Raw genomic sequence first — 15,713 nt, forward strand, 5'->3', positions numbered from 1 at the left:
TCGGGTCGCCAGCCGGCCGCCGTGAGCGCACGGCGGACGGTTTCCGCCACCTCGTCGGGGCGGGTGCGGACCAGCCAGGCGGGGAAGCGCAGGATGCGGTCCCCCGTGGTCAGATGTCGTTCTGTCGTCGCATGTCCGCCGCCCAATGCCGGACGTCCATGTGGTGAGACCCGTCCACCTCGACGTGCAGCCCCCACTCCCGCCAGTACGCGTCGAGGAACCGGACGCGGCCGGTGGCGTCGGCGCGGCGGTGCTGCAGGTCGGGCCGGGGCAGTCGGTGTCGCCGGCACAGCGCCAGGAAGTCCAGCTCGGACAGGGCTTCCGCCCCGCCGGCGATGTCCGCCGTGGTTCGCCGGATGAGCTGCCGTCGCCGCGCCCGGGGCAGCGTGTCGAGCACCGCGGCGATCTCTTCCGGCAACACCCGACGTTGCTGACAGGCGGACGCCAGCACCGACCGGGCCTCCTCGTCGCTCCGGGCCCACCCGGCTGCGTCCACCACGGCCCGGGCCGCCGTCGTCCGGGGCGGCGGGGCGAGTTGGAGATGGGCGTCGGGCAGCACCGCCGTGCGGTGCACCACGACGGCGGGCATGTCGATCGGAAGCCGGCGCAGCAGCGTCGCCACGTGCCGGCCGGCGGGGACCAGGACGTGCAGGGGTTCGGTCCGAAGCCCCCGTACGCCGGCCTCGGCGGCGGCGGTCACCCCGGCCAGTACCGCCCGTGGCCCGGCGGCCAAAACCGCCACCCACAACTGCTGGTCACGGCTCAGCCGCCCGTTGCCAGTGAGGACGATTCCCCGGCAGATCGATCGCCAGCGTCCGGCGCGGACCAGGCCGCGGACGACACCTTCGGTGAGCAGTCGGGTGACCTGGGCGGTGGTCACGACACCGGACTGTTCGAAGGCCAGCCAGTCCAGGGCGTCGGCCCCGTCGGCGGGCAGCGCGGGCAACACGCGCACCAGTGTGGCCACTGGCACCGTCCGCGCGCCGCCCCGTCTACGGACGCTCCCGAGATCTTGGCGAGTTGTCGTTCGGTGTGAACGGCAACTCGCCAAGATCTGCGGCAACATGGGGAGGATGCTGGTGACTGTCGGGCATGGGGCGGCGGGCCGGGCCGGGCTGGGGGAGCTGCTGCGGGGGGCGGGAGTGGCGTTGGTCGTCGACGTGCGGCGCTACCCGGCTAGTCGGACCAATCCGGACTTCCGTCGGGAGGAGCTCGAACGCTGGCTTCCGGAGGTCGGGATCGACTACCGCTGGGAGCCGCGCCTCGGTGGTCGCCGGCATACTGCGGCCGGCGTGACCGAGCCGGACACCTGGTGGACGGTCGCCGCGTTCCGGGCGTACGCGGCCCACACCCGCTCGGCGGAGTTCGACGCGGCGTTGGACGAGCTGCTCGGCGACGCGGCCCGACGGACCACCGTGGTGATGTGCAGCGAGAGCGTGTGGTGGCGCTGCCACCGGCGGCTGATCGCGGACGTCGTCGTGCTCGCGCGCGGAGTCGAGGTGCGGCACCTCATGCCGAAAGGCCGGCTCAGCCTCCACCGCCCGGCCGAGGGCGCCCGCCGCCTCCCGGACGGTCACCTCGTCTGGGACGGCGACGCCACGGAAACCCCGTCGCCCGCACCGGAACCGCCCGGCTAGCCTCTCCGCATGCCTGGGTTGATCACCCCGACCGCCCGCCTGCACCGGTCCTGGCTCGCCGCCCGGGACGACTGGGGGCGGGGCGTGCATCAGGACGGCAGCGGGCTGGGGCCGGACGACGACGTGGACACGCCCCAGGGTTTCGCCGACTGGGTGGACCGGTTGCGCGCCGGCGAGGACGAGGCCCGGCTGCCGGCGGGCCGGGTGCCGGCCCGCTACTGGTGGATCGTCGAGGACGACGAGGTGCTGGGGGCGGTCTCGCTGCGGCTGCGTCTCAACGACTTCCTGTGGCGCGCCGGCGGGCACATCGGCTACGGCGTACGCCCGTCGGCCCGGCGGCGCGGCCTGGCGACCTTCGCGCTCGGCGCGGCGCTCGCCGAGGCCGGGCGGCGCGGTATCGACCCGGCCCTGGTGACCTGCAACGACGACAACGTCGCCTCGGCGCGCACCATCGAGCGGCACGGCGGGGTGCTGGAGGACGTCCGGGACACCGAGCTGGGGCGGACGCGCCGCTACTGGATCGCTGCCCGCTGAGTCAGTCGGCCAGTTCTTCGGCCAGGAGGTCCATCAGGACGGCGTCGTGCCAGCGGCCGTCGGCGCCGCGCTCGTACCGTCGTAGGACGCCGACCGGCCGGAAGCCGACCTTGGCGTACGCGCGGATGGCCGCGGTGTTCGCCGCCGCCGGGTCGATGGTGAAGCGGTGGTGGCCGTACTCGTCGACCAGGTACCGCACGAGGGTGCGGATCGCGTCACCGCCCAGCCCGGCACCGCGTACCGCCGGGTCGAGGAAGATGTCCATGCTGGCGTGCCGGTAGTCCGGGTCGTCCTCGGCGTACCACTGGATCGCGCCGACGACCCGGCCGTCGTGCTCCACCGCGTACACGGTGAGGCCCTCGTCGTCGAGGTCCGCGCGGACGGCGGCGGCGAGGTCGTCGCCGCCGCGCCACCAGCGCCGCACCTCGGGCTGGGCGCGGATCGCCGCGAGCGCCTCCACGTCCTCGGCGGTCATCGGCCGCAGGGTCACCATCCGCCCGCGCAGCACGGCGTCAGCCCCGGATCTCGCCGTGCTCGACGCAGACCGCCGACCAGCCGACCGGCAGCACCTGCACCTTCATGCGTCGGCGGCAGTGACCGCAGTAGCGGGGCGGTTCGAGCGTCCGCGCCGCCGCGCACCCGTCGTGCGACCCGACCGCTGCGGCCTCGCCGCAGCGGTCGCACCACGTGCCCGTCACCGTCGACATCACAGCGTCGAGGAGAGCGCCTTGACCGGCATCTTCAGGTCCTCGAGCAGGTCGAGGTCCGCCGTCGCCGGCCGACCGAGGGTGGTCAGGTAGTTACCGACGATCACCGCGTTGATGCCACCCAGCAGCCCGTCACGGGTGCCGAGGTCGCCGAGGGTGATCTCCCGGCCGCCCGCGTACCGGAGGATCGTCCGCGGCATCGCGAGCCGGAAGGCGGCGATGGCGCGCAGCGCGTCCTTGCCCTCCACCACGGGGCGGTCGCCGAGCGGGGTGCCGGGGCGGGGGTTGAGGAAGTTCAACGGGACCTCGTGCGGGTCCAGTTCGGCGAGCTGCGCGGCGAACTCGGCGCGCTGCTCGACGGTCTCGCCGAGGCCGAGGATACCGCCGCAGCAGACCTCCATGCCGGACTCGCGGACCATCCGCAGGGTCTCCCAGCGCTCCTCCCACGAGTGCGTGGTGACCACGTTCGGGAAGTACGAGCGGCAGGTCTCCAGGTTGTGGTTGTAGCGGTGCACGCCCATGTCGACCAGCTCGTCGACCTGCTCCTGGCTGAGCATGCCGAGCGACGCCGCGACCTGGATGTCGACCTCGGCCTTGATCGCGGCCACACCCTCGCGCATCTGCTTCATGAGTCGGGCGTCCGGACCCCGCACGGCGGCGACGATGCAGAACTCGGTCGCCCCCGTCTTCGCGGTCTGCTTCGCCGCCTCGACCAGCGAGGGGATGTCCAGCCAGACCGACCGGACCGGGGAGGTGAACAGGCCGGACTGCGAGCAGAAGTGGCAGTCCTCCGGGCAGCCGCCGGTCTTCAGCGAGACGATGCCCTCGACCTCGACCTCCGGGCCGCACCAACGCATCCGCACGTCGTGGGCGAGCTGGAGGGCGGCGGGCAGGTGCTCGTCGGGCAGGTTCAGCACGGCGAGGACACCGGCCTCGTCGAGGCCGACGCCGTTCTCCAGCACCTGGGTACGGGCCTGGTCGAGGATCTCTGGCATGGCTCGTACCCTACAAGGCCGCCCGGCGGGGGAGAACGGCCCGCGTGTCGGCCGGCGGGGCTGGGGTGGAAATGCCGGTCGGGTACCGGCGGGTGGTAATTTCGCCCGGCGGAAGCGGCCGGGCGGACCGCCCGGGTGACAGCGGTGAGGGGTGACGGTGGCGGACTGGCTGACGGCACTCGACCGCCGCGCCGAGCTGCGCGCGAAGGCGGGACTGACCCGCCGGCTGCATCCGCGGGCCGCCGGCGACGCCGTGGTCGACCTCGCCGGCAACGACTACCTCGGCCTGGCCACCCACCCCGAGGTCACCGCCGCCGCCGGCCGGGCGCTGGCCGCGTACGGGCTGGGGGCCACCGGGTCGCGTCTGGTACGCGGGTCCACCGACGCCCACCACGCCCTGGAGGACGCCCTCGCCGACTGGCTCGGCGCCGAGCGGGCGCTCGTCTTCTCCTCCGGCTACCTGGCCAACCTCGGCGCGGTCCGGGCCCTGGTGCAGCCGCGTACGCTGCTCGTCTCCGACGCCCACAACCACGCCTCGCTGATCGACGGGTGCCGGATCTCTGGCGCGGAGACCGTGGTGACCCCGCACGCCGACGTGGCGGCGGTGGCCGCCGCGCTCGCCGTTGCCCCGGGCCGGCCCGCCGTGGTGGTCACCGAGTCGGTCTTCTCCGTCGACGGCGACCTCGCGCCGTTGGCCGACCTGCACGCCGTGGCCCGCGCGCACGGCGCCCTGCTGCTGGTCGACGACGCGCACGCGCTCGGCGTGACCGGCCCGGCCGGTGCCGGTGGCGTGGCCGCCGCCGGGCTGGCCGGTGCGTCGGACGTGGTGGTCACCGCCACCCTCTCCAAGGCGCTCGGCGGGGCGGGCGGCGTGGTCGCCGGTCCGGCCGCGTTCGTCCGCCACCTGGTCGAGACCGGGCGGACCTTCATCTTCGACACCGCACCGCCCCCGGCGGTGGTGGCCGGCGTGCACGCCGCCGTCGAGCTGGCCCGTGCGGGCGACGACCTGCGGGCCGAGCTGATCGACCGGGCGGCGTTGGCGGTCCGCCGGCTGCGCGCGGCCGGACTGGACGTGTCCGCTCCCGACGCGGCGGTGGTCTCGGTGACCGCGCCCGGTCCGGAGGCGGCGACCGCCTGGGCGGCGGACTGCCGCGACCGGGGCGTCGCCGTGGGCTGCTTCCGCCCGCCGTCGACCCCCGACAGCCGTTCCCGCCTGCGCCTGACCATCGGCGCCGGGGTGCCCCGGGCGGAGTTCGAGCGAGCCCTGGAGGTCATCGTGGAGTGTCAACCGTGAGCGCGAGGAGTGAGCCGGGTCTGCGAGCCCCGCAGTCGCGAACCGAGGTGGCGCCGTGAGCGATCCGTGGCGGGGGCCGGTGCTGGTGACCGGCACCGACACCGAGGTGGGCAAGACCGTGGTCACCGCGGCGATCACGGCGGCGGCGCAGGCCGCCGGACTGCGGGTCGCGGTGATCAAACCCGGCCAGACCGGTACGGGGACCGGCGAGCCCGGCGACGTGGACGCGGTGACCCGGCTGGCCGCCCCGTTGACCGGCCGCACCCTGGCGAGTTTCCCTGACCCGCTCGCCCCGTTGGCCGCGGCCCGGGTCGCGGAGCTGCCGCCGCTGGAGCTGTACGCGGCCGTCGACGCGGTCCGTGAGGAGGTCGACAAGCACGACCTGGTGCTGGTCGAGGGTGCCGGCGGCCTGCTGGTGCCGATGGGACTGCGGCCGTCGGGGGAGCCGTGGACCGTGGCGGACCTCGCCGTGTCGCTCGGCTGCCCGGCGGTGGTGGTGGCCCGTGCCGGCCTGGGCACGCTCAACCACACCGCACTGACCCTGGAGGCGTTGGAGCGCCGGGCCGTACCGGCCGGGGTGGTGATCGGCGCGTGGCCCACCGAGCCGGAGCTGGTGCACTGGATGAATGTCACCGACCTGATGCCGAACCTGCTCGGCGCGCTGCCGGCCGGTGCCGGCGCGATGGACCCCGGCGTGTTCCGGCGGTCCGCGCCCGGGTGGCTCACTCCGGAGCTGCACGGTGTGCTCGACGACTGGCGGGCGTGGGCCGAGGAGATCAGCTGACACCTGACTTTCGTCGGTGTCCGGGCAGGTCGGACGTGGGTAGCCTGGCGCCGTGCCGGGCGGGATGCGGGATCGGTTGGCGGAGCGCGGCGGGCTGCGGTGGCTCGCCGACGCGCTGCTGTGGCTGGTGGCCGCCGGGCCGCTGCTGGTCGCCGGGCTCTCGCCGCCGTACGACGCGCTGTCCCTGACGACCCTCGTCGGCGGGCTGGCACTGATCACCGCCGCGGTCGCGGTGGGCCGGCGGTTCCCGGTGGTGGCCCTGGTCCTGGTGGTGTCCGGCTCGCTCTTCGACGGCAACTTCCTCTTCGTCATCCCGGTCTTCAGCTTCCTGGCCGGTCGTCGGGCCACGACCGCGCTGCCGGCCGGGGTCGCGTTCGCCGCCATCGCCGCTCTCGGCACGGTGCTCAACCTGGTGTTGCTCGGCACCGGCGCGGCCACCTGGTTCCTGCTCGCCTCGGTGCTGCTCTTCGGAGGGGTCCTGCCCTGGCTGGTGGGCCGGCACCGGCGGCAGCACGAGGTCCTGGTCGAGGCGCGGCGCCGCCACGACGAGGCCCGGCAACGGGAGCGGGAGGGCCTGGCCGAGCGGGTGCGACTGCGGGAGCGGGCCCGGATCGCCCGGGAGACGCACGACTCCCTGGGGCACGACCTGAGCCTGATCGCCCTGCGCGCCGCCGCCCTGGAACTGGCTGACGACCTGCCCCCGCGGCACCGGGCGGCGGCCGGGGAGCTGCGGGCCAGCGTGGCCGCCGCCACCGAACGCCTGCACGGCATCATCGGGGTACTGCGCGAGGACGGCGGCCCGGAGAGCGTCCGACCGGCCACCGAGACCGTCTCCGACCTGGTGGACGGGGCCCGGGAGGCCGGGATGGACGTGCGTCTCGCCCCGTCCGACGGCCTGCCGGTCCTGCCGCCGACGGTCGCCTCGGCGGTGCACCGGGTGGTCCGCGAGGCGCTGACCAACGCGGCCCGGTACGCCCCGGGCGCGCCGGTCACCGTGACCCTGGAGGCGGACGGGAGCCGGGTCGCGGTGTGCGTGGTCAACGGCCGCCCTCCGGCCGGGCCACTGCCCGGTCCGCCGTCGACCGGCTCCGGCCTGCTCGCCCTCACCGAGCGGGTACGCGTGGCCGGTGGCGTCCTCACCGCCGGTCCGCGTCCGGACGGCGGTTTCGAGGTGCACGCCCGCCTGCCCCGGCTCGCCGGGGCGGTGCCCGAGGAGCCGGGTGCGCCGCGACCACCAGCCGGAGCGCCGGCAGCCGGGGGTGTCGGCGAGGCCGAGCGGCGGCTGCGGGACGCCCGACGGCGGGTCCGGCGCAGTCTGGTGGTGGCGTTCGGTGCGCCCGCCGGCCTCGCGGCAGTGCTGGCGCTGATCTACTACCCCGTCGCGACGGCGGGCACGGTGCTCGACGAGGAGACGTTCGCCCGGATGCCGGTGGGGGCGGAGCGGTCCACTTTGACCGGGCTGCCGCGTCGTCAGCTCACGCCGCCGGAAGTCGCCCGGGCGGGCTGCGAGCACTACACCGACGGAAGCTTCCCGCTGGCCCAGCCGACCTGGCGGCTCTGCTTCGCCGACGGCCGGTTGGTCAGCAAGGAGCGGGTGAAGGAATGACCAGCGAACAGGCCGCACCGGTACGGGTGGTCCTCGCCGACGACGAGGCGATGATCCGGGCCGGCGTGCGGGCGATCCTCGCCACGGACCCGGGCATCGAGGTGGTCGGTGAGGCCGCCGACGGACGGGCGGCGGTCGAGTTGGTCCGGGCGCACCGCCCCCGGGTGGCGCTGCTGGACATCCGGATGCCGAGGCTCGACGGCCTGTCCGCCGCCGCCGAGATCCGCCGCCTGGCGCCGGAGACCGCCACGGTCATGCTGACCACGTTCGGCGAGGACGACCACGTCGCCCGGGCGCTCGGGCACGGGGCGAGCGGGTTCCTGCTGAAGGCCGGCGATCCTCGTGAGTTGATCGCCGGGGTGCGCGCGGTGGCCGACGGCGGCGCGTACCTGTCGCCACGGGTGGCCCGCCGGGTCATCGAGCTGGGCGGTGGGCGGATGGCCCGCCGGCCGGTGGCCCGGGACCGGCTGGCGGCCCTGACGGAGCGGGAACTCCAGGTGCTGGCACTGGTCGGCGCGGGCCTGTCGAACGCCGAGATCGCCCGCCGGCTGCACCTGGTGGAGGGCACCGTGAAGAGCTACCTGACCAGCATCTTCACCCGTCTCGACGTGCGCAACCGGGTGCAGGCGGCGATCCTCGCGTACGAGGCGGGGCTGGTCGAGCCGTCCGGCTGACCCGCCCCGCCCCGGTGTCACGCGTCCCGGCGGCGCAGCGCGGCCCGGCCGGCCAGCAGCGCGGCGACGGTCCACGCGGTCAGCAGCGCGAGCCCGACGGCCGGGGGGTACGGGTCGCCGCCGCCGGTGAGGAAGTGCCCGCCGGCCTCCCCGGGCAGGGCGTCGGCGATCCGGTCCAGCGCGGTGACGTCCAGTTCGCGCAGGGCCGACGGCACGACGGACAGTGTCAGGAACAGCACGATCAGGGTGAGCACCGCGCTGCGCAGGACCGCCGCGAGCCCGAGCGCGAGCACGCCGACCAGCGCGAGGTAGACCGCCACGGCCACCAGGTCGCCGACGGTGGCGGCCGGCGGCACGGTGCCCCAGCGGCCCAGCACCGGCCCGGCCACCAGGACACCGATGCCGCCGAGCAGCAGCCCCGCGGGGACGGTCACCGCCGCGGTGACCAGAGCCTTGGCCAGGAGTACGCGGCCACGCGACGGCGTGCACTGCATGGTCGTCCGGATGGTTCCGGTGGTGAACTCGCTGGTGACGGCGAGCAGTCCGAGCGCCAGCACGGCGAACTGGGTGAGCCCGACCGCGTCGACCACGACGTCGGTCACCGGGAGCACCCCGAGGTCGTTCGCGGGATTATCGTCGGTGTTGGCGTTCGCCGCGTAGATCGCCAGCTGGCCGGCGGTGGCGGCCATCAGCAGCGCCCCGCCCAGCAGAGCCCACCACGTGGACCGGACCGACCAGATCTTCGTCCACTCGGCGGCGACCGCGCCGGTCAGCACGCCGGTGGTTCGGGGTGGCGCCGCCGGGGCGGGGCGGGTGGGTGCGGTGGTCGTGGTCATCGGTGCTCGCCTCCGGTCGGGGTGGCGGCGTACTCGACGCTGCCGGCGGTCAGGGCCATGAACGCCCGCTCCAGGGACGCCTCCTGCGGGCTCAGCTCGTGCAGCCGGATCCCCAGGTCGTACGCGAGGTCGCCGATCCGTTCGGCGGTCAGGCCGGTGACGGTCAGGGCGTCCGGGCCGGCGGGCTCGACCCCGCCCCCGGCGGCGACGAGCCGCGCGGTGAGCACCGCCAGGTCCGGCGGGTGCGGGCTGCGGACCCGGACGGCGCCCCGGTCACCGGCGACCACCTCGTCGATGGGCGCGTCGGCCAGCAGCCGGCCCCGACCGATGACGACGAGCCGGTCGGCGGTCAGCTGCATCTCGCTCATCAGGTGGCTGGACACCAGCACGGTCCGGCCCTCGGCGGCGAGGTCCCGGGCGAGGTGCCGGACCCAGCGCACCCCGTCCGGGTCGAGGCCGTTGACCGGTTCGTCGAACATCAGCACCGGCGGGTCGCCGAGCAGCGCACCGGCGATGCCGAGTCGCTGGCCCATGCCGAGGGAGAGGGTCCGGCCGGGCTTCCTCGCGGCCCGGTCGTCCAGCCCCACGGTCGCCAGCACCTGGTCCACGCGGCGGGGCGGGATGCCGTTGCTGCGCGCCATGGCCAGCAGGTGCGCGCGCCCGGACCGGGCGGGGTGGACAGCGCGGGCGTCGAGGAGGGCCCCGACCTCGTGCAGCGGGTGCCGCAGCTCCCGGTACGGCCGTCCGCCGACGAGCGCCTGCCCGGCGGTGGGCCGGTCCAGTCCCAGCACCATCCGCATGGTGGTGGACTTGCCCGCTCCGTTGGGGCCGAGGAACCCGGTGACCCGGCCCGGCCCGATGTCGACGGTCAGGTCGTCGACCGCGACCGTACGCCCGAAGCGCTTGGTCAGTCCGCTGAGTGTGATCATGTCTGACGCTAGGTCCGACCCCGCTGCCCGCGCCGCCCCCGAACGGCAGCACCCTGCCCTGACTTCGGTCAGGTGGCGCCCCCCGGTGGGCGGGCGGTCAGCGGCGGACGACGAAGGCGTCGGGCATCCGGAAGGTGAGGTTGTCCGGGCACCACGGCGGCCGTACCACGGCCACGCCGTCCAGCAGCGGCGCGACCTCCGTGACCACGACCGCCGCCTCCATCCGGGCGAGCTGGTCGCCGACGCAGCGGTGGGCGCCGGCGCCGAAGGCCAGGTGCCGGCGGGAGCCGCGCTGGCCGGGGCGGAACTCGTCGGGCAGGTCCACGACGGAGGGGTCCCGCCCGGCGCGGGCCAGCCAGAGCACGACGCTGGTGCCCGCCGGGACGGCCGTCGCACCCAGCACCGTGTCCACCGCCGCCACTCGCCGCCAGGTGACGATCGGCGGTTCCAGCCGCAGCCCCTCCTCCACGACGTCGGCGGCGGCGACCGAGCCGTCCCGCAGCCCGGCGCGGACCGCCGGTTCCCCGGCGAGCCGGTGCAGCAGCAGCGTGAGGAACTGTGAGGTGGTCTCCTGGCCGGCGACCAGCAGGAAGAACAGGGCGCCGACCACCACGTCGGGCGGGTGCCCGGCGGACCGCAGCGACGCGGCGAGACCGCCGCCGGTCGCGGCGAACTCCCGCAACACCCGGTGGAAACGCCCGACCTCGGTGGCCAGGGCGAGCTGGCGGTCGGCGTCCAGCGGGGCCCAGAACAGCTCCAGGGCGGCCCGCGCGAACTCCTTGACCGCCGCCACCGGCGCGTCCGGCAGCTCGACCAGCCGGGCCAGCACCAGCAGCGGCAAATCGGCCGCCAGATCGGCGTGCAGGTCGACCGCCGCGCCGGCGTCGAGTGTGGCGTCGATCCGGCTGACCCGTTCGCGCACCAGCGCGGTCAGCCAGGGCCGCTGCGCGGCGACGCGCGTCGGGTGCAGGGCCTCGGCCACGGCGGCGCGGATGCCCGGGTGGCTGGGCCCGCCGTTGTTGGCCAGGGTCGGCGGCAGCCGGAACCGGTGCCCGGCGAGCACGCGCAGGGCTGCCACCGGCATCGGGGTGACCGCGTCGAGGGCGTTGTCCGGGCGGTACGTGACCGGGTCGGTGAGCACCTGCCGGACCAGCGCGTGCCGGGTCACCACGAGGTGGTCGACGCCGACGTGGTCGGCGACGCGGGCCACGTCCGGCCAGGGCGCCCCCGCCGGCTCCGCCCAGGTCCGGAACAGCACGCCGTCACGCTAGCCGGCAGCTCCCGGCAGCCCGGCCCGCAGTTGCCACACCGTGGTGCGCTTCACCCGTACGCTCTCCAGCGTCTCCGGCACCGGCACCTCGTAGGCGGCCCGCTCGTCGAAGCGGTCGCGGGGCAGGAAGGCCCGGCCGGGGTCGCCGACCAGCACCGTGGCGCCGGCCCGGGCCGCCCGGAGCAGGAAACGGAGCATCCGGTTGGCCATCGCCTGGCTGTAGAAGACGTCACCGGCGAGCACCACCTCGGCGCCGCCCGCGTCGCCGTCGAGGATGTCGGCGAGGTCGGCGTCGACGCGTACGCCGTTGGCGTCGGCGTTGACCGCGACGGCCGCGACCGCCAGGGGGTCGACCTCGACGGCGCGGACGGCGGCGGCGCCGGCCCGCGCGGCGGCGATCGCCACCAGACCGGACCCGGCGGCCAGGTCCAGCACCCGGCGGTCGGCGACCAGCTCCGGGTGGTCCGTGACGTACCGCGCGAGGGCCTGCCCGCCGGCCCAGGCGAAGGCCCAGAACGGCGGCGGCTGGCTGCTGCGGAACTCGCCCTCGGTCAGCTCCCAGAGCCCGACGGCGTCGTCGGCCTGGTGCAGCCGCACCTCCGGGACGAAGGGCACCGGGGCGAGACGGGCGTGCAGGCGGACGAACGCGGTGGAGAGTTCGGACACCGGCCGATTCTCCCCCGCGTCGGTCACCGGGCGTGTCGCGGGGGAGTGGTGACCGGTTCACCACGCTCGGTGAAACCGACCCTCGGATGTGGCGACCGGTGCGAACACACCCGTCTACCGGGTGGCCTGATCCACTCCTAGCGTTGCTCAGTGGAGGCGACCGACGGGAGGGCGGAACAGTGCGGACGGTGTGGCGGTACGTGTTGCGGACCGGGGTGGTGCTGGCCTGTCTGACCGGGGTGGGCCTGGCGGCGCCCACGCCCGCACTGGCGGCCAACACCACCGAGCTGAGTGGCCTGCCGGACGAGTTCCGGGCCGGTGAGCGGGCGGAGACGGTGTCGGCGGTGGTCCGCCGGGACCGGGGCGGATGCGTCAAGGTGCGGTGGTCGATGGTGGTGCGGGTGAACGGTCTGCGGCTCGACCAGGTCAGGATGGACCGGGTCGAGGAGACGGGCTCGTTCCCGCTGGACATCCGCACCGAGGGCGACGTGGCCCGGCTGACCGACCGGCAGTTGGATCCGGGCACGCTCTGCCCGGACCGCACGGTCACCGCGCGCTACCAGGTGTCCTTCGCCGAGGACGTCACCCGGGGCCGGGTCACCCTCGCGGCCGAGGCGTACGACGCGAACCTGCGCCTCCTGGCGCGCCAGACCGCGACCCGCTCGGTGGTCGGGCAGGGTGCGGCCACGCCGACCTCGGCGGCGCCGGAGCCCACGACCGCCGAGCCGACGGAGCCTGCGGCCGAGGAGACCGAGGTCGCGCCGACGGACGAGGCGGTCGAGGAGGCGCCGCCGGCGGCCGGGGAGCCACCGGTGGCGGGAGCGGGCACGCCGGTGGCCGCCTCCGGCGGGTTCGGCGTCGTGCAGGCCGCGTTCCTGCTCGGTGGGCTGCTGCTCTCGATGGGGTTCGGCCTGCTGCTGCGCCTGCGGCATCTCACCAGGACGGCCGGGGCGGCCGGGTCCGGCGGCGACGACACCGGTGCGGACCGGCGGTGGGAACGGCCGACGGCCCGTGCGGGATGGCGACCCGCCCGCCGCTGATCGACGCTTTACAAAATAATGCCTCTTGTAAAATCGAGTGACGGCTGCCACAGTCGGAGGGGAGACCGCGAGAGATCGGAGGTCGGCCATGGCCGTCGACGCGACCGTCACCCCCACCACCTGGCGGGACACCCGCAGGCCGCTCTGGCCGCTGGCCCTGCTCGTCCCGGCGCTGCCCTTCCTGGGCTGGGCCGCCTGGCGGGCCGGCGGCGGTGCCTGGGCCTGGTGGCTCACCCCGGCGTTCGTCTTCGGGCTCATCCCCGTGGTCGACCTGCTGATCGGCGACGACCGGCGCAACCCGCCGGACGAGGCGGTGCCCCGGTTGCAGGCCGACGGCTACTACCGCTGGCTGACCTACCTCTACCTGCCGGCCCAGTACGCCGCCCTGGTGGTCTGCTGCGCCGTCTGGGCCGCCGGCGACCTGACCCCACTGGGCGCGGCCGGTCTGGTCGCCACCATCGGGGTGGTCAACGGCATCGCCATCAACACCGCCCATGAGCTGGGCCACAAGCGCGAGTCGATGGAGCGCTGGCTCTCCAAGGTGGCCCTCGCCCCCACCGGGTACGGGCACTTCTACGTCGAGCACAACCGGGGCCACCACACCCGCGTCGCCACCCCCGAGGACCCGGCCAGTTCCCGCCTCGGCGAAAGCTTCTGGGCGTTCTGGCCGCGTACCGTCTGGGGGAGCCTGCGCTCGGCCTGGCGGCTGGAGACCAGCCGCTTCCGCCTCCGGGGCCGCAACCCCTGGACGTGGCGCAACGACGTGCTCAACGCCTGGGCGATGACGCTGGCGCTGTTCGGGCTGTTGGTCGTCGCGTTCGGCCCGGTCGTGCTGCCGTTCCTGGTCCTCCAGGCCGTGGTCGGGTTCTCCCTGCTGGAGGCGGTCAACTACCTTGAGCACTACGGGCTGGCCCGGCAGCGCACCGCCGCCGGCCGCTACGAGAAGGTCGATCCCCGGCACAGCTGGAACAGCGACCGCACCGTCACCAACGTGTTCCTCTTCCAGCTCCAGCGGCACAGCGACCACCACGCCAACCCGCTGCGCCGCTACCAGGCCCTGCGCAGCTTCGACTTCTCGCCGCAACTGCCCGCCGGCTACGCGACCATGCTGGTCACCGCGCTGTTCCCGCCGGTGTGGCGCCGGGTGATGGACCACCGGGTGCTCGCCCACTACGGCGGCGACCTGGACCGCGCCAACGTCCACCCGCCGGCCCTGCGCCGGCTGCGGGAGCGCCAGGGCCGCCGCACCACGACCGCCCCCGAGCCGTACGCGGGCTGACTCACCGGTGGGGAGGACGTGCCCCCTCGCGTCCTCCCTGCCGGTACCCGGTCAGGGCGCCCAGTCCGGGTCGCGGCCGAAGGCGGCGAGGAGGCGGTCCTGCTCGTCGGCGTCCTGCGGCACGTCCACACCCGGCGCCACCAGGTCGCTCCGCCGGTAGTCCGCGACCCGCCCGCCGAACCACCGCGCGCACTCGGCGACGGCACCCGCGTCCAGCCGGGGGTCCGTTCCCGTCGCGACCGCCAGGTCCCACCCGTGCACGAGATGCTCGGCGATGAGCTGGTGCAGGTACTCGTCGGCGGAGGTGGGGCCCGAGGAGAGCGCGACGGTGGCGTCCAGGGCTCCCGGCCGCGTGAAGGCCGTCTCCGCCTGCCCCGCCGCCTCGCGTGCCGCCCCGGCCGGGTTCTCGCCGAGCTGATCGCCGTCGTACCGGTCGCCGACCTCCTCGATGGTCCGGCCGGCGAGCAGCGCCACGCTCCAGCGGTCCTCGGCGACCACGTGGTTGACCACCGTCCGGACGTCCCAGTCGGAGCACGGGGTCGGGTCCGACCACTGCCCGGGGCCGATCTGCGCCACCCGCTCGGTGAACTCAGCCAGGCTGCGGCGGTACGTCTCCAGCAGGTCCATGTCGCCGATTGTTCCGGCTGGTCCACCGCCTTCGTGGCGGTTCCCGGTGCTCAGTCCAACTGCGCCGGATCGAGCCCCAGCTCCCGGGTGGTGACCAGGCGCACCCACTCGGAGAACTGGCGCCGCGAGATCACCCGGTCGTGCACCGCGAGCTGCACCGCCAGCCCGTCCATCACCGCGCTGATCCGCCAGGCGGCGCCGTCCGGGTCCGCGCACTCGAACGTGCCTTCGGCGACCCCGGCGGCGATCACCCCGGCCAGGTCCTGCCGCCACCGCAGGTCCAACCGCCGGGACACCTTCTCCAACTCCGGGGTCCGCAGCGACTCCGCCCAGCCGTCGATCCACAGCGACCAGGAGGTGGGCCGGCCCGTCGGGGTGTAGAGCTTCACGAGCCGGCGCAACTTGGTCAGCGGCGGCGCGTTGGACCGTACGACCGCGTCCAGCCGGGCGAGATCCTGCTCGACGGCGTACGCGAACGCCTCGGCGAGCAGCCGGTCCTTGGTGGCGAAGTGGTAGAAGACCAGAGCCTGACTCACCCCGGCGGCCTGTGCCACGTCGGCCGTCCGGGTGTTGGCCAGACCGCGCTCGACGATCACGTCACAGGCTGTGCGCAGCAGGGCATCCAGGCGGATCTCAGCCGCACGTCTCGTCACGACCGTCACCGTAGCCCATCGTCCCGAACACGGCGCGTCACCAACGCGGTGGATCAGAGGTCTCGACAGTCGGAACCCGGACACTTGTCGCGACCCTCCGGAGATGATGAAATGCGTCGATCGGGTCTCGCGTTCCGACCCTGCCCACGCCCGTCGCGCCGCCTCTCCGCCGGAGTGTCCGG

18 protein-coding genes are annotated in these 15,713 nt (G+C 74.9%); 8 read left to right on the forward strand and 10 right to left on the reverse strand.

Annotated elements, in window-relative coordinates:
* Window positions 1–109 precede the first annotated feature (109 nt).
* The gene (locus tag ACTMSW_RS10835; RefSeq protein WP_441180411.1) at window positions 110–949 is read right to left on the reverse strand and encodes a hypothetical protein; all 840 of its coding nucleotides are present in this window, start codon (window positions 947–949) and stop codon (window positions 110–112) included.
* A 124-nt stretch (window positions 950–1,073) separates the two neighbouring features.
* Between ACTMSW_RS10835 and ACTMSW_RS10840 the strand changes: the two genes are divergently transcribed.
* On the forward strand, window positions 1,074–1,637 hold the full coding sequence (locus tag ACTMSW_RS10840; protein WP_441180412.1) for a DUF488 domain-containing protein: 564 nt from the start codon (window positions 1,074–1,076) through the stop codon (window positions 1,635–1,637).
* A 9-nt stretch (window positions 1,638–1,646) separates the two neighbouring features.
* A complete protein-coding gene (locus tag ACTMSW_RS10845; RefSeq protein ID WP_441180413.1) occupies window positions 1,647–2,171 on the forward strand; it encodes a GNAT family N-acetyltransferase in 525 nt (174 codons plus the stop codon).
* A gap of 1 nt (window position 2,172) precedes the next feature.
* Here the strand turns inward: ACTMSW_RS10845 and ACTMSW_RS10850 are convergent, their stop codons facing one another.
* From ACTMSW_RS10850 to bioB, 3 genes are read right to left on the reverse strand one after another with little or no spacing between them, the layout of a single operon-like run.
* The gene (locus tag ACTMSW_RS10850; protein WP_441180637.1) at window positions 2,173–2,664 is read right to left on the reverse strand and encodes a GNAT family N-acetyltransferase; all 492 of its coding nucleotides are present in this window, start codon (window positions 2,662–2,664) and stop codon (window positions 2,173–2,175) included.
* Window positions 2,665–2,683: 19 nt separating this feature from the next.
* On the reverse strand, window positions 2,684–2,878 hold the full coding sequence (gene bsaP / locus ACTMSW_RS10855; protein ID WP_441180414.1) for a biotin synthase auxiliary protein BsaP: 195 nt from the start codon (window positions 2,876–2,878) through the stop codon (window positions 2,684–2,686).
* Entirely contained in the window at window positions 2,878–3,873 is a 996-nt protein-coding gene (bioB, locus tag ACTMSW_RS10860; protein WP_441180415.1) for a biotin synthase BioB, read from the reverse strand. Before bioB ends, bsaP begins: the two co-directional genes overlap by 1 nt.
* A 157-nt stretch (window positions 3,874–4,030) precedes the next feature.
* On the opposite strand from bioB, the gene ACTMSW_RS10865 reads away from it, so the two are divergent.
* From ACTMSW_RS10865 to ACTMSW_RS10880, 4 genes are all read left to right on the forward strand, one after another.
* Window positions 4,031–5,167: an 8-amino-7-oxononanoate synthase gene (locus ACTMSW_RS10865; protein WP_441180416.1), complete on the forward strand. Its 1,137-nt coding sequence runs from the start codon at window positions 4,031–4,033 to the stop codon at window positions 5,165–5,167.
* 79 nt (window positions 5,168–5,246) lie between these two features.
* Complete coding sequence (gene bioD, locus ACTMSW_RS10870; protein WP_441180638.1) at window positions 5,247–5,951, forward strand: dethiobiotin synthase; 705 nt, start codon at window positions 5,247–5,249, stop codon at window positions 5,949–5,951.
* A gap of 52 nt (window positions 5,952–6,003) precedes the next feature.
* The gene (locus ACTMSW_RS10875; RefSeq protein ID WP_441180417.1) at window positions 6,004–7,557 is read left to right on the forward strand and encodes a sensor histidine kinase; all 1,554 of its coding nucleotides are present in this window, start codon (window positions 6,004–6,006) and stop codon (window positions 7,555–7,557) included.
* Entirely contained in the window at window positions 7,554–8,231 is a 678-nt protein-coding gene (locus ACTMSW_RS10880) for a response regulator (RefSeq protein WP_441180418.1), read from the forward strand. The genes ACTMSW_RS10875 and ACTMSW_RS10880 overlap by 4 nt, the downstream gene beginning before the upstream one ends.
* 17 nt (window positions 8,232–8,248) lie before the next feature.
* On the opposite strand, the gene ACTMSW_RS10885 is transcribed toward ACTMSW_RS10880, so the two are convergent.
* From ACTMSW_RS10885 to ACTMSW_RS10900, 4 genes are all read right to left on the reverse strand, one after another.
* Window positions 8,249–9,067 (reverse strand): ABC transporter permease subunit, encoded by an 819-nt coding sequence (locus ACTMSW_RS10885; protein WP_441180419.1) that lies wholly within the window; start codon window positions 9,065–9,067, stop codon window positions 8,249–8,251.
* A complete protein-coding gene (locus ACTMSW_RS10890) occupies window positions 9,064–9,996 on the reverse strand; it encodes an ABC transporter ATP-binding protein (RefSeq protein WP_441180420.1) in 933 nt (310 codons plus the stop codon). Before ACTMSW_RS10890 ends, ACTMSW_RS10885 begins: the two co-directional genes overlap by 4 nt.
* 97 nt (window positions 9,997–10,093) lie before the next feature.
* The gene (locus ACTMSW_RS10895; protein ID WP_441180421.1) at window positions 10,094–11,254 is read right to left on the reverse strand and encodes a cytochrome P450; all 1,161 of its coding nucleotides are present in this window, start codon (window positions 11,252–11,254) and stop codon (window positions 10,094–10,096) included.
* A gap of 9 nt (window positions 11,255–11,263) precedes the next feature.
* On the reverse strand, window positions 11,264–11,932 hold the full coding sequence (locus tag ACTMSW_RS10900; RefSeq protein ID WP_441180422.1) for a class I SAM-dependent methyltransferase: 669 nt from the start codon (window positions 11,930–11,932) through the stop codon (window positions 11,264–11,266).
* A gap of 188 nt (window positions 11,933–12,120) precedes the next feature.
* On the opposite strand from ACTMSW_RS10900, the gene ACTMSW_RS10905 reads away from it, so the two are divergent.
* Together ACTMSW_RS10905 and ACTMSW_RS10910 are read left to right on the forward strand one after the other, a co-directional pair.
* Window positions 12,121–12,972: a hypothetical protein gene (locus ACTMSW_RS10905; RefSeq protein WP_441180423.1), complete on the forward strand. Its 852-nt coding sequence runs from the start codon at window positions 12,121–12,123 to the stop codon at window positions 12,970–12,972.
* An 88-nt stretch (window positions 12,973–13,060) separates the two neighbouring features.
* Window positions 13,061–14,251: an alkane 1-monooxygenase gene (locus ACTMSW_RS10910; RefSeq protein WP_441180424.1), complete on the forward strand. Its 1,191-nt coding sequence runs from the start codon at window positions 13,061–13,063 to the stop codon at window positions 14,249–14,251.
* A 51-nt stretch (window positions 14,252–14,302) separates the two neighbouring features.
* Here ACTMSW_RS10910 and ACTMSW_RS10915 read toward each other — a convergent pair whose 3' ends face one another.
* Both ACTMSW_RS10915 and ACTMSW_RS10920 read right to left on the reverse strand, forming a co-directional pair.
* Window positions 14,303–14,878, reverse strand: a complete 576-nt coding sequence (locus ACTMSW_RS10915) for a TIGR03086 family metal-binding protein (RefSeq protein ID WP_441180425.1) — start codon at window positions 14,876–14,878, stop codon at window positions 14,303–14,305.
* A 50-nt stretch (window positions 14,879–14,928) separates the two neighbouring features.
* A complete protein-coding gene (locus ACTMSW_RS10920) occupies window positions 14,929–15,531 on the reverse strand; it encodes a TetR/AcrR family transcriptional regulator (RefSeq protein WP_441180426.1) in 603 nt (200 codons plus the stop codon).
* Window positions 15,532–15,713: the final 182 nt, after the last annotated feature.

Origin of the sequence: Micromonospora sp. BQ11, assembly GCF_052068135.1 — a bacterium.
In the GTDB taxonomy this organism is placed as follows: domain Bacteria; phylum Actinomycetota; class Actinomycetes; order Mycobacteriales; family Micromonosporaceae; genus Micromonospora.

What these genes read in the sequence shown, in the direction of transcription:
- ACTMSW_RS10840 (WP_441180412.1), top strand. Translation starts at nt 1,074, where the DNA reads ATGCTGGTGACTGTCGGGCATGGGGCGGCGGGCCGGGCCGGGCTGGGG.
- ACTMSW_RS10845 (WP_441180413.1), top strand. Translation starts at nt 1,647, where the DNA reads ATGCCTGGGTTGATCACCCCGACCGCCCGCCTGCACCGGTCCTGGCTC.
- ACTMSW_RS10850 (WP_441180637.1), bottom strand. Translation starts at nt 2,664, where the DNA reads ATGGTGACCCTGCGGCCGATGACCGCCGAGGACGTGGAGGCGCTCGCG.
- bsaP (WP_441180414.1), bottom strand. Translation starts at nt 2,878, where the DNA reads ATGTCGACGGTGACGGGCACGTGGTGCGACCGCTGCGGCGAGGCCGCA.
- bioB (WP_441180415.1), bottom strand. Translation starts at nt 3,873, where the DNA reads ATGCCAGAGATCCTCGACCAGGCCCGTACCCAGGTGCTGGAGAACGGC.
- ACTMSW_RS10880 (WP_441180418.1), top strand. Translation starts at nt 7,554, where the DNA reads ATGACCAGCGAACAGGCCGCACCGGTACGGGTGGTCCTCGCCGACGAC.
- ACTMSW_RS10885 (WP_441180419.1), bottom strand. Translation starts at nt 9,067, where the DNA reads ATGACCACGACCACCGCACCCACCCGCCCCGCCCCGGCGGCGCCACCC.
- ACTMSW_RS10890 (WP_441180420.1), bottom strand. Translation starts at nt 9,996, where the DNA reads ATGATCACACTCAGCGGACTGACCAAGCGCTTCGGGCGTACGGTCGCG.
- ACTMSW_RS10910 (WP_441180424.1), top strand. Translation starts at nt 13,061, where the DNA reads ATGGCCGTCGACGCGACCGTCACCCCCACCACCTGGCGGGACACCCGC.
- ACTMSW_RS10915 (WP_441180425.1), bottom strand. Translation starts at nt 14,878, where the DNA reads ATGGACCTGCTGGAGACGTACCGCCGCAGCCTGGCTGAGTTCACCGAG.